The sequence below is a fragment of the Fusobacterium mortiferum ATCC 9817 genome (assembly GCF_000158195.2).
Lineage (GTDB): Bacteria > Fusobacteriota > Fusobacteriia > Fusobacteriales > Fusobacteriaceae > Fusobacterium_A > Fusobacterium_A mortiferum.
The window spans coordinates 547632-563694 of record NZ_GL987988.1 but is presented as its reverse complement, the minus strand read 5'-3'; the positions used below and the strand labels follow the sequence as shown (position 1 = coordinate 563694).

The window sequence follows — 16063 nt, the reverse complement described above, 5'->3', positions numbered from 1 at the left end:
TTTATTTCTCCTTTTTTATAAATATTGGTGAGCTCCATGCTACTCCACCATCTCTTTGCCATACTCTTACCCTTATATTATTTATATTTTTAGTATTGATCTCTTTTTCTATTCTTCTAGTATATCCAATCTTAGGAACAGCTCTAGAAATTTTTATCTTATAAGCATTATGCCACCATGGATCTGTTCTATAGTATTCTGTAAAATTAAATGTATCTTTTAATAATTTTTTAGCTTCATCTAATAATGGAATAAGTCTTGAATTTTCAAATAACTCTTTTACTTTTAAAGTATACTCCTTTCCATCAACTCTTAGTAATATTTCACTCTCTAATGGAGCTGAAATTTCAAATATAAATCCTTCTGTTGTTACAGCACTTGGTCCCATCCATTTTCCAGTAGCTGTTGTTTTATATGATGTTATATCAAACTCACAACTATTTTCTGTAACATTATATAATTTTTGTCCAAAATTACTCCAACATTTCTCTATTGATAAAATTTTACCAGAAGTTTTTAAGCTTCCATGCCAATTTTTAGAAACTATATCTGGAAATATTCTTCTGTCTGGACCCCAACCTAAATCTAATTTAAACTTAAAAGTTACATTTTCTGGTAATTCTTTTCTTTCCCATGTTGAAGTATGAGGAATATAATCAGTAGTAATATTATCCTCAATTATCTCTATTCTATCTATTGAATTAGAAGCTTCTACATCCAATACTAATTTAGAATTTTCTTTTCCTTCAATTTCTTCTCCCATTACAACACCATCAATAGAAAAATCTAACTTTATTTTATCTTTACTTACTCCATAAACTCTTCTCTTTTCAAAAGCTTCCCATATACTTTCTTTACTATTTTCTTCTGCTAGCACTGCTATATATCCAAATCCATATACTCCTGGTACTGAGTGGTTATCTCCAGAAGCTATTACTCCAAACTTATGTCCTTTTTCCCATCCTTTTTCTACTGCAGTAGCTCCTGTTCTTGGTCCCATATGAACATGTCTATCCATTCCTATTTGACTCTCATCATTTTCACTAGAACCATGTGATGAATATATTTCTACAAATGGAGAAAATTTATCATTGTGAGTTTCCCAATTTTTTCCTCTATGTTCCAATTGATAAGCTAAATGATGAGGTATTCCAATACATTTTTCATCGCTATATTTTTTTACTAACTCTTCATATCTCATAGGAAATACTGGTAAGTTATTATTATTTAAGAAAAATATATTGTGGTCTCCATCTTTCCCAGCTCCTTGCCACTCATATCCCATAAACATAGGAAATCCTTCTGCATTTACCTTTTTAGTAAATTCTCTTATATACTCCCAATCTTTTTCTACTTTTTCATCTGTATATCTATCTTCTACCCCTAATCCACTTTCATCTTTTCTCATATAATATGGATAATATGCAAATGGCCAAAAATCAAATAATTCTTTTACTTGTTCAAACCATTTTGGTAGCTCCTCTATTTTTTCATGATGTAGATTACTATGCATATCACTCCATAATATCTTGTATTTACCCATTTCCCTTCTCTCCTTCTTTAATATTTTAAAGGTATTTTCCTTTGTAACTTATTCATAAGACTTGTAAATTTTAAAGTTGTTATATGCGGTCTTGTTATGGCATTTCCTACCACAACTGCATGTGCTCCTAAATACAAACTTTTTATTGCATCATCTGGAGTCCAAATTTTTCCTTCCATTATAACTACTCCCAAATCTTTACAATACTCTACTATTCTCACTAACTCTTCAAATACTGGAGAGTCTGTTGATTTAGGATTTTCATTAAATCTATATAGAGTAGGTGCTACCATATCAGCTCCTAACTCTAATGCATATTTTGCTTCTTCAGCATTTCTAATATCTGCTAAAATAAGAATATCAGGATATTTCTCTCTTATTTTAGGAATTATATTGTAGGCTTTTTCTCCATTGCTATTTAATCTATCAGTGGCATCTACTGCCACTATATCTGCTCCAGCTTCTATTACAGCATCTACCTCTTTCATAGTTGGAGTTATAAATACATCTTCTGTTTCCATATTTATTTTCCATAATCCTATAATTGGTTTATCTGTGATACCCCTTACCTTTACTATGTTTTCAGGAGTATCTATTCTATAACCACAAGCATCTCCCCATTCTCCACACTCTACCAATTTTTCTATGATTCCTGGTAAATATAATGGATCAGTTTTTTTTACTTGGCAAGAAAGTATCAATCCATTCTTTATTTGGTCTATTATCTTTTTATTTTTAGTATTCATAATCCCCACCTACATTATACTAAAATTTTATATAATTATAAAGTTGAAATATACTCATCAATTTCAGTTCTTATTAGATTCACAGTTGGTCCATATATAACTTGAAGATTTTTTCCTCTAGTAACTACATTATGAGCTCCTGTTTGTTTTAATAACTCTATATTAACTTTATCTAATTTTTTTACTGTTACTCTTAATCTAGTAGCACAGTTATCTAAATCATCTATATTATCTAACCCACCTAATGCTTCTACTATTGTTTTTGCTTGTCCAGCTTGATATTTATTACTTAATTTTTTCTCTGCTTCTTCATCACTTTCTCTACCAGGTGTTTTAGCATTTAATTTTTCTATTAATAATTTAAATAAGAAATAGTTAGCTATAAAAATTGGTATTCCCCAAATAACTATCCAAATCCAATTTGTTTTTGCATTTCCTTGGAATACTCCAAATAATAGAAATTCTACAAGTCCTGCTGAGAATGTTGAACCTATTGTAACTTTTGCCATAGCTGCTATTACAAATGAGATCGCAAATGAAATTGCTTCAGCTACGAATAATAATGGAGAAGCAAATAATAAAGCAAATGATATTGGTTCAGTAACTCCTGTTATAAAAGCTGTTAAAGCTATTGAAAATAAAAATCCAAATGTTGCTTTTCTTTTTGGACCTGCTGGTATAGCTCTATACATAGCTAAACATACAGCTGGCATAGTAAATAACATATGGAAATATCTTCCACTATTATAAAGAGCTATATTTGAAAAATAATGAGTTGTATTTGGATCAGCAAGTTGAGCTAAGAAAATTGTTTGCCATCCTTCTATTACTTTTCCACCTATTTCTAATGTTCCTCCAGCTGCTGTTGTCCAGAAAGGAAGATAGAATACATGGTGTAATCCTATTACATAGAAACTTCTTAAAATAAGTCCATATATAAAAGCTCCAACTAATCCTAAACCTTCAGTAATAGTTCCAAAATAAGATATCATATTTGCTACTGCTGGCCATATAAATACCATTACCAAAGAAATTCCCATAAATACTACTGTATTTACTATTGGAACAAATCTAGCTCCACCAAAGAAAGCTAATACATCTGGTAATTTTGTTTTATAATATTTATTATGAACAACTCCTGTTACTATACCTGCTAATGCTCCTCCAAATACATTCATATTTAAAGTTTTTATTCCAAATTGCATAGCTTGTCCATATAAACGAATATCTGCTCCAGCTGGTGCCTCTTTTCCAAGTATACTCATAAAAGCTCCTGTTCCAGTTAAAAGAACAAAGTATCCAACTACTGCAGATAATCCTGCTGAACCTTTTTCTGCTTTAGCAAGTCCTGCTGCTATTCCTACTGCAAATATTAATGGTAAAGCTCCAAATACCCCATTTCCTACTGCATTCATTAATTTAAATAATCCTTGTAAAAAAGAGTTATCTAAAACCGAATAAGCTTTTATTACTGCTCCAGATGATAGTGCTGCCGCTATCCCTAAAAATAACCCTGCTACAGGTAAAATAGAAATAGGCATCATTATCGCTTTACCTAATTTTTGCCCAATTCCAACAAAACTGTCTTTTAAACTTACTTTTTCTTCCATTTTCAATCCTCCAAATTAATTTTATATCCCTATATGCAGAGTATAATATATTAATTTTCACTTGTCAATACAAATTTTATGTTGTATTATATATATTGTAGAACTTGTATTATTTATTAATAAGTTGTTATTTTATTAAGGAGATTTTTATTATGGAAGAAAAAAAAGTATCTAAATATCAAGTAATTGAAAATTATATCATTGAAAATATTCATTCTAATATTTTTAAGGCTGATGATATTTTACCAACGGAAAGTGAACTAGCAGAAAAATTTTCTTGCTCAAGAGTTACTGTAAGACAAGCTTTGAGTAATCTTACTTATAAGGGAATTATCTATCGTATTCAAGGAAAAGGTTCTTTTGTATCTAAAGAACATACTTTAAAGCGTTCTCCACTACTTAAAAGTTTTACTGAAGATATGATTGAAATGGGGAAAAAACCTTGGTCAATTGTTGAAAAATTTCAAATTATAAAAGCTGGGGAGCATATTGGAAGAATAATGGGATTAAAACCTACTGACAATATTTATTATATTGAAAGACTCAGATTTGCTGATAATGATCCACTTCTTTTTGAAAAAACATATATGGAAGTTAGTAAGCACCCTGAGATGTCTGTAAAAATATTGGAAGGGTCAAAATATGAGTACGCTAAAAAACATGGAATGGAAATATCTATATCTTATCAAAATATAGCCCCTGTATTTGCTCCAGAAAAAATAGCTGAAAAACTGAAAATTTCTTCTAAAACACCAATTTTAAAATTATCAAATATTACCTATCTAAAAAATGGAGAATTATTTGATTACAATGAATTATATATGAATACTGAATTATATCAATTAGACATTGTTAAAAAAGTTGAAAAATAATAAAAAGTTAGTATTAATAAAAAATGGGCTGTACAAAATAAAATTGTAACAGCCCACTTTTTAAATACTTTTTTATATTAAAACCTTAATTGCATATCTATATGTGAAATACCATCTTCATCATATACTTCTGATATAGAAACAAAACCAAGAGATGAATAAAAATCTTTTAAATAATTCTGAGCTCCAATGGTTATCTCTCTTGCTTCAAATTTTTCTTTTGCAACCTCTATAGCTTGAAGTAATATTTTTCTGGCTAATCCCTTTTTTCTATATTTTTCATTGGTTAAAACCCTACCAATAGATACCTCTGGATAAGATAATCCTCTAGGAAGTATTCTACAATAACACATAATTTCATCAGCTATTTCATCTAAAAAATAAAGATGAAGAGACTTAAAATCCTTTCCATCTAAATCTAAATATGGACAATTTTGTTCAACTATGAATACTTGATTTCTAAGTTCTCCTATTTTATAAACTTCTTTTCCACTAAGTTCTTCAAATGATTTTAATACTATTTTCATAATTTTCACCTAATTATATCTCTTATTCTATTCCTCTACATATACAGTGGCAAAGTTATGAAGAGTCACAGGATGAACTCCTAAACCTTTAATATACTTTTGAGCACCAACTGATAAATTTCTATTATAAAGCATAACATCTGGAGCATCATCAACTATTAAAATTTGAGCTTCCTCATATAACTCTTTTCTAGTTTCTGGATTAATCTCTATCTTAGCTTTATCTAATAGTTCATCAACTTTTTTATTCTCATAAAAATCTCTGTTTCCAGCTCCACCTTTAGCAGAAGAATGGTACATAGCATAAAGTCCATAGTCAGCATCTCCTGTTACAACTCCCCATGAACCTAAGAATAAATCATGTCTTCCTTTTTCAGTGATATCCCAATAAGCACTTGTTTCAACTATTTCAACTTTTAAATCTATTCCTATCTCTCTTAAATATGCTTGAACTATCTCAGCTGTTTGAGTATTTGCCTCTCCGCTGAAAACTAAAATACTAGTAGTAAATCCATTTTCATACCCAGCTTCCTTCATAAGCTCCTTTGCTTTCTCTACATTGTACTCATAATTTTTAGTTTTATCAGTAAATCCAAAAACTCCTGGAGCTATTGGAGAAGTTGCTACCTTACCATTCCCATTTAATATTACATCAACAATAGCTTGCTTATCAATAGCATAGTTTATTGCTTTTCTTACTCTTACATCATTTAATGGAGATTTTTGCATATTCATTCCAATATATGAGTAAGATATAGATGGCTTAGTTAAAAGTTGTAACTTAGGATTATTTTTTATATTTTCCTCATCTACTGAACTGATAGCTATTGCTATATCTATCTCTCCAGCTTCTAATCCTATAGCTCTATTTGAAGCTTCTATTACATTTTTAAATACTATGTATTTTAAGCCTTTTTCATTTTTATCATAGAAATCTTCATTTTTTTCTAAAACTATTCTATCTCCATATATCCACTCTTTAAATTTATAGCTTCCTGTTCCAATAGGAGTCTCTTTTAAAGCCTCTGAATTTTCAGTCAATAATTTTTTACTTACTATTCCTAACGCTGGGTGTGATAGATGAGCTAATAATGGTCCAAATGGTGTTTTTGTTACAAGATTAACTGTATAATCATCTACTATTTCTATTTTTTCTATTGGTGGTAAAACAAAGGCTATTCTAGGAGAGTTCATCATTCTTTCAAATGAAAACTTTACATCTTCAGCAGTAAAATCATATCCATTATGGAATTTTACTCCTTTTCTTAGATGAAATTGCATAGTTTTATCATCTATTTGCTCCCAAGATTCTGCAAGTCCTGGATGAATTTGCATATTTTCATCAGATTCTACAAGTCTTGAATAGATAAGTCTATTTGCTCTTAGAGAAAATCCATCATTTCCTTGATGAATATCCAATGATTTAGCCTCTCCATCTTGAGCTATTACAAGTTCCTCTTTTACTTTTTTAGTTTCTGCTTTTTCTCCGCAAGCTGTGAATAAAAATATCATACTTGTTAATACCACTAATAATTTTTTTAACATTTTTCCTCCAAAATCTTTTATAATAATAAAATAAAAAGAGTGAAAAAGTCTATTTCAAACTTTGAACCTTTTCACTCGTACATTAAAAACTAGTATTGTTTCATTAACTCTCTTACTTTATATATCACTTCATCTTTAGAGATTTCAAAAGTTTCTCCTGTCTTTCTTATCTTTAACTCAACAATTCCCTCAGCAGCTTTTTTACCACAAATTACTTTGAATGGGAATCCTATTAAGTCAGCATCTTTAAATTTAAATCCAGGTCTTTCATCTCTATCATCAAGTATAGTATCTATTCCCTCATCTAATAATGAGTTGTATAACTCTTCAGCAAGAGCAACTTGTTCAGCATCTTTCATATTAGCTGGAATTACATCTACTACATATGGAGCTATTGCTGATGGCCAAACAATTCCAAATTCATCATTGTTTTGCTCAATAGCAGAAGCAAGAGTTCTTGAAACTCCTATTCCATAACATCCCATTATTATTGGATGTGTTACACCTTTCTCATCTATAAATGTAGCTTCTAATTTTTCAGAGTATTTAGTTCCTAGTTTGAATATATGTCCAACCTCTATTCCTCTAGCAGAAGCAAGAGTTCCTCCACATTTTTCACAAACGTGTCCAGGTTTTACAGTTTTTACATCTTTTATTATATCAGCTTTGTAATCTCTTCCATAGTTTACATTAATATAGTGAGTATCTATTTTATTTCCTCCAGCTGTGTGATTAGTAATCTCTAATACAGTATCATCAGCTACTACTTTGATATCTCCTAAATCAATTCCAAATGGTCCAATAAATCCTTTTACTAGTCCTAACTTTTCTAATTGCTCATCAGTTAATAACTCAACCTCTATTGCATCTACAGCATTTTTAAGCTTAGTTTCATTAACTTCATAATCTCCTCTGATTAAAACCATATATACTTGGTCAGTTCCCATATCTCTATACATCATAGCTTTTACTGTTCTCTCCACAGGAACTTTTAAGTATTCTACTACATCTTCTATTTTAGATACATTTGGAGTATCTACTAATTCTACAGCTTTTAATTCCTCTTTTTCAGCATGGAAAACTTTACTTACAGCTGTTTCTACGTTTGCTGCGTAATCACAGCTCTCACAGTAGATGATTTCATCTTCTCCAGAATCTGCTAATACGTGGAACTCTTTTGATCCACTTCCTCCTATTGCTCCAGAGTCAGCCTCAACAGGTCTAAATTTTAAACCACAGCTTGAGAAAATTCTCTTATAAGTAGCTTCCATATTATCAAACTCTTCATCTAAAGACTCTCTTGTAGCATGGAAAGAGTAAGCATCTTTCATTATAAACTCTCTTCCTCTCATAAGTCCAAATCTTGGTCTTATCTCATCTCTAAATTTAGTTTGAATTTGGTAAAGGTTTAAAGGTAATTGCTTGTATGAAGCAACATCATTTCTGATAACATCAGTTACTACTTCTTCGTGAGTTGGTCCTAATACGAAATCTCTCTTAGCTCTATCTTGTAATTTCATCATAAGAGGCCCCATTACTTCCCATCTTCCACTCTCTTTCCAAAGTTCAGCTGGTTGTAATACTGGCATGAATATCTCTTGAGCTCCTGCTCTATCCATCTCTCTTCTTACAATATTTTCTACTTTTTTAAGAGCTTTTAATCCTAACGGTAGGTAAGTATACACTCCGCTAGTTAATTTCTTAATCATTCCAGCTCTCAAAAGAAGTTTATGACTTGCTATCTCTGCTTCTTTTGGAGTTTCTTTAAGTGTCTTAATATAACTCTTACTGAATCTCATTTTTTCCTCCATATAAATTTTATTTTACTTTATATTTTATCATATTATCTCTTATTTTGTCTAAAGTTTTTTAATCTTTCTTAACTATTATTTTACCTCTTTAAACTTTTCAGAAATATCTACAAGAAGATATTCATTTTTTATCTCACCATGATTCTCTTTTAAATATTCATAACATATATCTTTAACAAGTTTTATAGTTTTTACATCATGTACTATATCTACAAATTTTAAATCACTTAATCCACTCTGCCTTGTACCAAAAATCTCTCCAGACTTTCTAAGTCTCAAATCCTCTTCGGCTATTTTAAATCCATCTTGTGTCTCTTCCATAACTTGAAGTCTAGCCTTTGAAGTAGCATTATCTGTCTTAGAAACTAAAAAACAGTAAGATTGATACTGCCCTCTTCCAACTCTCCCACGTAGTTGATGTAGAGCAGAGAGTCCAAATCTCTCAGCATTATTGATTACAATTATAGATGAGTTAGGTACGTCCACCCCTACCTCTATAACCGTTGTAGATACTAAGATATCCAATTCTTTATTTTTAAATCTACTCATTATCTCATCTTTTTCAGAGTTTTTCATTTTTCCATGTAAAACTCCTATCTTATAATTTGGTAAAAATTTTTCTACCTCTTCCATAAGCTCTGCTGTTGATTTTGCTGAAAGTTTTTCACTCTCCTCTATAAGTGGAGCTATAAAGTAAGCTTGCCTTCCTTGGGAAAGCTTTTTATCTATAAAATCATACATAGTTTCTATCTCTTCATCTGTGGCTATCCACTTAGTACGAATTGGTTTTCTCCCTGGTGGTAACTCATCTATTACAGATACATCTAAATCTCCATAGATACTCAGTGCTAATGAACGTGGAATAGGTGTAGCACTCATTACCACAAGATTAGCAAGCACTCCTTTATCTCTTAGAGCCTTTCTTTGCAATACTCCAAATCTATGTTGCTCATCTATTATTATCATACCTAATCTATGAAAAACTACACTCTCTTCTATAAGTGCATGTGTTCCTATTACTATCCCTACATCTCCATTTGCTATATCTTCTAAAAGTCTTTGTTTCTTCTTTCCAGTAAAACTTCCTGTAAGTAGTTCTACTCTCACTCCAAGTTTTTCAAATTTATCCTTTACTGAAAGATAATGCTGTACAGCTAATATCTCTGTTGGAGCCATAAGTACCCCTTGATAAGAGTTTTCTAACATATATAGAAGTAACACCATAGATACAGCAGTCTTTCCACTTCCTACATCTCCCTGTACTAACCTATTGACCACTCTTCCATTTGCTAAGTCTTTATATATCTCTGTGATTACTCTCTTTTGTGCATTAGTAAGTTCAAAAGGTAAAGATGATAGATAAGCTTTCACTAAAGTTTTTTTATCCTCAAGATGATACCTCTCTATATTTTGATTATCCACTTCAAACCTTTTCTGGAGTATTCCCATCTCTAAAACTAAAAGTTCTTCTACAGCAAAACGTCTTTTAGCTTCCTCTAAATTTTTACTATTCTTAGGAAAATGTATCTCTCTTAGAGCCTCTTTTCTCCCCATAAGTTTGTATTTTTTTATAATCTCTTCTGGAATATTTTCTTCTATTACAGCAAGAGTTGTATTTAACATCTTCTCCATAAGTTTTCTTAAAGAGTTCTGTGGTAACTCCTTACTTGAACTATATATTGGGAGTATCTCTCCCTCATCTAATCTCTTTTGATTACTACTCAACTTAAACTCTGGATTTACTATCTGAAATATATATCCTCTCTTGACTTGACCAATAAATATATATTCCTCTCCTATCTTAAGAGTTTTTCTAAGATATGGCATCTGAAACCATACCAACTCTATTATCCCACTTCCATCTGTGGCAGTAGCTTTTACCATCTTAAGTCCTGAACGAGTAGGGGGAGCTGTTACAGTCATAAGTGTAGCTTTTAAAACTACATACTCCTCCCCTCTCAACTCTCCTATTTTTTTTATATTAGTTCTATCATCATAGGCTCTTGGAAAGTAGTAGAGCATATCAGCTATTGATTTTATTCCCAGCTTCTCTAACTTTTTTAAATTTTTAGCATCTATACCGATGTCTATGTTTTCCAATGGCCAATATATTGTGTTATATCTTCCCACTTTCTCACTCCTTTCCTTTTCAATATCTTTTATTATATCATAGATATTATTAACTTTCTAAAGAAATATCTTTAAAAAAATGATATAATTAAGATAAAAAATTATCGGAGGTAAAGATGAGTAATCCAAAGACAGCTCTTGAACTTATGAAAGCTAGATATGAAGCTTATACTAAGGGAGATATTGAATTTATAAAAAATACACACGACCCTAAAACAGCTAAAGGAATAGATTGGAAAGAAGCAGAAGAATGGTCTAAAAATTCTAAATGGTTAGGTCTTGAAATTGTAGAAACCATAGCTGGAACTCAATTTGATAAAGAGGGGATAGTAGAGTTTAAAGCTAAGTATATAGATTTAATTAGTGGAGAAGAAGTAGTACATCATGAGAGAAGCTACTTTGTAAAAAAAGGTAGACATTGGTACTATAAAGGTTGGTTACCTATAAATAATTCATAAAAAACTAAATATATTTCTTGCATTTATTATAAAAAAGTAAATAGATAATTTTAATATTTTCTTTATTTTTATCAATTTTATTAACAATAATTAGTAAATAAATAAAATAACGTATGTATTTTTTATTTTTTTATCTCCTAGAAGACCCTTTAATTCAAGGTTAGAGCTTCAGCTAAAAACACTATTTTAGAAGCTTAAAACACTATATTTTTTAACCATATAATTAGTCCAAAATAAAAAAATAGGAGGCTTAAAACCGATTTTACAAAGTCGTTTCTCAAGCTCCCTATTTTTCATATTTTGTATTAACTGATTTTTTTAATCAATTAATAATTTCCTTGCATAAGCATAGTATCAGCAACTTTTTTAAATCCAGCTATATTAGCTCCAGCTGCTAATGTAACACCATACTCTTCACTCATCTCTTTAGCTTTTTGATAGATGCCTTTCATTATCTCTTGTAATTTTTTATCTACTTCCTCTTCACTCCATTGATATCTCATACTATTTTGTGACATCTCAAGAGCTGATACAGCAACTCCACCAGCATTAGCTGCCTTAGCTGCTCCAAATTTTACTCCACTTTTTTCAAATAGATCTATTGCCTCATTAGAGCATGGCATATTAGCTCCTTCACAAACCACTTTTACTCCATTAGCTACTAATAATTTTGCATCCTCTAATACAATCTCATTTTGAATTGCACAAGGGGCAGCTATATCCACTTTTACTCCCCAAGGTTTTTGTCCAGGAAAATATTCCAATCCAAATTTCTCAGCAAAATCTTTTAAAGTTACATCTTTATTAGCTCTTAAAACTAGCATATAATCTATTTGCTCTTTAGTAAGTCCATCTTTAGCATATACATATCCTTTTGACCCAGAGATAGTAACTACTTTTGCTCCTAATTCTGTCATCTTCTCAGCAGTTCCCCAAGCTACGTTTCCATATCCAGATACTGCTACAGTTTTTCCTTCAAAAGTTTCTCCCATATCTTTTAATATCTCTTGTGTAAAGTAAGTAAGTCCATATCCAGTTGCTTCAGGTCTAATTTTGCTTCCACCATAGTTTAAATGTTTCCCTGTAAGTACTCCATTTTCATATGCTCCCTTTATTCTTCTATAGTGTCCAAATAGATATCCTATCTCTTTTCCAGAAACTCCAATATCTCCAGCTGGGACATCTTTATCTGGACCTATATGACGATATAGCTCAGTCATAAAACTTTCACAGAATCTTTTTATCTCTCTCTCAGATTTATCAGTAGAGTTAAAGTCACTTCCTCCTTTTCCTCCACCTATTGGTAACCCTGTAAGTGAATTTTTAAAAGTTTGTTCAAATCCTAAAAATTTCATAGCCCCTAAAGTAACTGTTGGATGGAATCTAAGTCCTCCTTTGTATGGTCCAATTACTCCATTGAATTCTACTCTATATCCTCTGTTTACTTGAATATTTCCATTGTCATCTTCCCAAGGAACTTTAAACATTATTATTCTTTCTGGTTCAACTATTCTCTCTAATATATTTGCTTCTATGTATTGTGGATTTTTTTCTATAAATGGAGTAAGACTTGTCAATACTTCTTCTACAGCTTGTATAAATTCATCTTCTCCTTTATTTTGTCTTTTTACTTTTTCAATTACATTTTCAACATATTGCTTTGCTGATATACTCATTTTTCTCCTCCTTAACCAGTAGTTATTATTTATAATAAAAAATGATGATACAAATTAATAGCCTTAAAATCTATTTTTAGATTATATCATCATTCTCTTTAAATTAAAAGTATTTTTTATTTATATTAAAAATGAAATTTTTTTATTATTCGATTATTCCCATATAATAAGCTATATTTGCATTTTTATCTATTTTTCCCTTTATCTTAGAAGTAGTACAACTCATGATAGCAGTAACTCCTGGTCCATGTCCAGCTTTTATACAATCACTATGAACTATTACTCCAATTGTTACTGAACCTTTTAGATAATCTCTTCCATAGCAGTTATTACAATCTTGAAGTAAAACTATATCTCCAAATCTAAGATTGTTTATCCCATACTTCTCATTTGCTTCCTTATCTCCAGTCATTATATCGTAATCTCCAGAAAAAGCTGTAGAACTTCCTACACCAGAACCCATAAGAAATGGTGGTATCTCTGTTACTACTGGAACTTCTAAACAACCATCCTCTGTAATTTTTATATCCATTTTTTCTAAAAGTTCTGGATCTATATTCATACAAGTTACATCTTCAAATCCCTCTATCTCTAATCCTTGTCCAAAAGCTTTCACCATAATTTTATCATCTAAAGTAAGCTTATCTAAAGTTTCTTCATCAAAATATACAAGAGTATGTTCTATTCCACCATGTCCTCCTGTTACAAATCCCTCTGCTCCCTTAGCATCTCCAGAAACAACTCTAGCTCTATTTCCTATACAACCTAATACCATAAGTGCAGTATTTTCAACTGTATTTTCATTTCTCACACTAACTCCTGGCTCCACATGGTCTCCTACCCATTTCATACATGAATCTCCCACTTTTACATTGTAAGAAATTCCACCAGTAGCTGGTAATATCATAGGTTTCCCATCTCTACTTATTCTATATGGTGATGATATTATTGGGCTATGTACTTTTCCTCCAACAGATTGCATAACTAAATTTTCTTTATTTGTCTTTATCATGAAATACCTCCCTCAAAATGTTTTATTTCCTATATCTTAATATATTTTTTCATTCAAGTAAATAGTAAAATCTATATAATATTTTTTAATGTTTGATATTTATCACGTTTTATGATAAAATTTTCATATAATAATTATTTTAGGAGGATCTTATGAAATGTATTATTACTGTTCTAGGAACAGATAAAGTTGGAATTATTGCTAAAGTTTGTACTTATCTATCAGAGGTAAATATCAATATTCTTGATATATCTCAAACTATTGTAAGTGGGTATTTTAATATGATGATGATCGTAGATGCTGATAAAGCTTCTAAATCTCTTGAAGCTTTTACAGATGATTTAATAGAAATTGGAAATAATCTTGGAGTAAAAATTACAGTTCAACATGAAGATATATTCAACTGTATGCACCGTATATAAAATTAAGGAGGAATTTTGATGATTTCCAGAGTAGAAATTCAAGAAACTAATAAGATGATTGCTGAGTCTAATCTAGATGTACGTACTATAACTATGGGTATTAGTCTTTTAGATTGTGCTGACCCAGATGTAGATAAATTCAATGAAAAAATATATAAAAAAATCACAACTTATGCTAAAGATTTAGTAAAAGTTGGAGATGATATAGCTAGACAATATGGGATACCTGTTGTAAATAAAAGAATATCTGTTACTCCTATTGCTATTGCTGCTGCTGGTTGTAAAACTGATTCTTATGTAAGTATAGCAAAGACTTTAGATAGAGCGGCTAAAGATTGTGGTGTAAACTTTATCGGTGGTTTTTCTGCCCTTGTTCATAAGGGATGTACCCCTGCTGATAAGATACTTATTGACTCTATTCCAGAAGCTATGAAAGTTACTGAAAGAGTTTGTTCATCAATTAATGTTGGAACTTCAAGAAATGGAATTAATATGGATGCTGTAAAAAGAATGGGAGAAATTATTGTAGAAACTGCTGAACTTACAAAAGATATTGATTGTTTAGGTTGTGCAAAACTTGTAGTATTCTGTAATGCTGTTGAAGATAATCCATTTATGGCTGGAGCTTTCCATGGAGTTGGAGAAGCTGATTGCGTAATAAATGTTGGAGTAAGTGGACCTGGAGTTGTAAAAAGAGCTCTTGTTGAAGCTAAAGGTGCTGACTTTGAAACTCTTTGTGAAGTAGTTAAAAAGACTGCTTTTAAAATAACTAGAGCTGGACAAATAGTTGCTCAAGAAGCTGCTAAAAGGTTAAATGTTCCTTTTGGAATTATAGATCTATCTCTTGCTCCTACTCCTGCTGTGGGAGATAGTATAGCCGAGATTTTCCAAGAGATGGGACTAGAACATGCTGGTGCTCCTGGAACTACTGCTGCTCTTGCTATATTAAATGACAACGTTAAAAAAGGTGGAGTAATGGCTTCATCATATGTTGGAGGATTGAGTGGTGCTTTCATTCCTGTAAGTGAAGACCACGCTATGATAGAAGCTGCTAAAATTGGTGCACTTACTTTAGAAAAATTGGAGGCTATGACTTGTGTATGTTCAGTTGGACTTGATATGATAGCCATTCCTGGAGATACATCTGCTTATACTATCTCTGGTATAATAGCTGATGAATCTGCTATTGGAATGGTAAATAATAAGACTACTGCTGTGAGAATTATTCCTGTAATTGGAAAAGGTGTAGGAGAGATGGTAGAGTTTGGTGGACTACTTGGATATGCTCCTATTATGGCTGTAAATAAATTTAAGTGTGATGACTTTATTAAAAGGGGAGGAAGAATTCCTGCTCCTATCCACAGCTTTAAAAACTAATTGAAAAAATTAGATATCTGAACTTATATTATGATTATAAATAAGATGTGAACCTCTCCCACTTAAAATTACTTTGTAATTTTTGAAGTGGGAGCTTCTTCTTGGGAAGTAGTTGCTTTTGTTAGCCAACTATATTTACCAAGCTAACCCCGTAGTTCCTACGGTTCTTTTTATTTTTAGACTGCTTGTTTTATTCTTAGACCTTCAGTCAATATATTTTTAGCTGCGTTTATATCTCTATCGTGATGAGTATGACAAACTGAACAAGTCCACTCTCTTACATCAAGAGTTTTTCTTGCCATTCTTTTAATAACCACATACAGAGCATATTTGA

General features: G+C 31.0%; 14 protein-coding genes. 4 read left to right on the top strand and 10 right to left on the bottom strand.

Features of this window, described 5'->3' with window-relative positions; genetic code table 11:
• Nucleotide 1: 1 nt before the first annotated feature.
• The 3 genes from FMAG_RS03620 to FMAG_RS03610 are packed head-to-tail and all read right to left on the bottom strand — an operon-like array spanning nucleotide 2 to nucleotide 3899.
• Nucleotides 2–1543 (bottom strand): DUF3604 domain-containing protein, encoded by a 1542-nt coding sequence (locus FMAG_RS03620; protein ID WP_005884117.1) that lies wholly within the window; start codon nucleotides 1541–1543, stop codon nucleotides 2–4.
• Between the two features lie 17 nt (nucleotides 1544–1560).
• Nucleotides 1561–2289 (bottom strand): N-acetylmannosamine-6-phosphate 2-epimerase, encoded by a 729-nt coding sequence (locus FMAG_RS03615; protein WP_005884115.1) that lies wholly within the window; start codon nucleotides 2287–2289, stop codon nucleotides 1561–1563.
• A 35-nt stretch (nucleotides 2290–2324) separates the two neighbouring features.
• Complete coding sequence (locus FMAG_RS03610; protein WP_005884113.1) at nucleotides 2325–3899, bottom strand: PTS transporter subunit EIIC; 1575 nt, start codon at nucleotides 3897–3899, stop codon at nucleotides 2325–2327.
• Nucleotides 3900–4051: 152 nt separating this feature from the next.
• Here FMAG_RS03610 and FMAG_RS03605 point away from each other — a divergent pair, with 152 nt between their 5' ends.
• On the top strand, nucleotides 4052–4771 hold the full coding sequence (locus tag FMAG_RS03605) for a GntR family transcriptional regulator (protein ID WP_005884112.1): 720 nt from the start codon (nucleotides 4052–4054) through the stop codon (nucleotides 4769–4771).
• 77 nt (nucleotides 4772–4848) lie between these two features.
• On the opposite strand, the gene FMAG_RS03600 is transcribed toward FMAG_RS03605, so the two are convergent.
• The 4 genes from FMAG_RS03600 to recG form a co-directional block, all read right to left on the bottom strand.
• Nucleotides 4849–5298 carry a GNAT family N-acetyltransferase gene (locus FMAG_RS03600; RefSeq protein ID WP_005884111.1) on the bottom strand — a complete coding sequence of 150 codons (450 nt, stop codon included), beginning with the start codon at nucleotides 5296–5298 and terminating at the stop codon, nucleotides 4849–4851.
• Nucleotides 5299–5325: 27 nt separating this feature from the next.
• Nucleotides 5326–6843, bottom strand: a complete 1518-nt coding sequence (locus tag FMAG_RS03595; RefSeq protein WP_005884110.1) for a glutathione ABC transporter substrate-binding protein — start codon at nucleotides 6841–6843, stop codon at nucleotides 5326–5328.
• Nucleotides 6844–6932: 89 nt separating this feature from the next.
• A complete protein-coding gene (locus tag FMAG_RS03590; RefSeq protein WP_005884109.1) occupies nucleotides 6933–8642 on the bottom strand; it encodes a proline--tRNA ligase in 1710 nt (569 codons plus the stop codon).
• An 87-nt stretch (nucleotides 8643–8729) separates the two neighbouring features.
• Nucleotides 8730–10784 carry an ATP-dependent DNA helicase RecG gene (recG, locus tag FMAG_RS03585; RefSeq protein WP_005884108.1) on the bottom strand — a complete coding sequence of 685 codons (2055 nt, stop codon included), beginning with the start codon at nucleotides 10782–10784 and terminating at the stop codon, nucleotides 8730–8732.
• A 116-nt stretch (nucleotides 10785–10900) separates the two neighbouring features.
• On the opposite strand from recG, the gene FMAG_RS03580 reads away from it, so the two are divergent.
• Nucleotides 10901–11242 carry a YchJ family protein gene (locus FMAG_RS03580; protein WP_005884107.1) on the top strand — a complete coding sequence of 114 codons (342 nt, stop codon included), beginning with the start codon at nucleotides 10901–10903 and terminating at the stop codon, nucleotides 11240–11242.
• Nucleotides 11243–11568: 326 nt separating this feature from the next.
• On the opposite strand, the gene gdhA is transcribed toward FMAG_RS03580, so the two are convergent.
• The gene (gene gdhA, locus FMAG_RS03575) at nucleotides 11569–12918 is read right to left on the bottom strand and encodes an NADP-specific glutamate dehydrogenase (RefSeq protein WP_005884106.1); all 1350 of its coding nucleotides are present in this window, start codon (nucleotides 12916–12918) and stop codon (nucleotides 11569–11571) included.
• Between the two features lie 145 nt (nucleotides 12919–13063).
• Nucleotides 13064–13930, bottom strand: coding sequence for a DUF4438 domain-containing protein (locus FMAG_RS03570; RefSeq protein WP_005884105.1), 867 nt, complete (start codon nucleotides 13928–13930; stop codon nucleotides 13064–13066).
• A 152-nt stretch (nucleotides 13931–14082) separates the two neighbouring features.
• Here FMAG_RS03570 and FMAG_RS03565 point away from each other — a divergent pair, with 152 nt between their 5' ends.
• Together FMAG_RS03565 and FMAG_RS03560 are read left to right on the top strand one after the other, a co-directional pair.
• Complete coding sequence (locus FMAG_RS03565; protein WP_005884104.1) at nucleotides 14083–14352, top strand: ACT domain-containing protein; 270 nt, start codon at nucleotides 14083–14085, stop codon at nucleotides 14350–14352.
• An 18-nt stretch (nucleotides 14353–14370) separates the two neighbouring features.
• Nucleotides 14371–15729: a PFL family protein gene (locus FMAG_RS03560; protein WP_005884103.1), complete on the top strand. Its 1359-nt coding sequence runs from the start codon at nucleotides 14371–14373 to the stop codon at nucleotides 15727–15729.
• 176 nt (nucleotides 15730–15905) lie between these two features.
• On the opposite strand, the gene FMAG_RS13735 is transcribed toward FMAG_RS03560, so the two are convergent.
• Nucleotides 15906–16031 (bottom strand): zinc ribbon domain-containing protein, encoded by a 126-nt coding sequence (locus FMAG_RS13735; protein WP_081462349.1) that lies wholly within the window; start codon nucleotides 16029–16031, stop codon nucleotides 15906–15908.
• Nucleotides 16032–16063 lie beyond the last annotated feature (32 nt).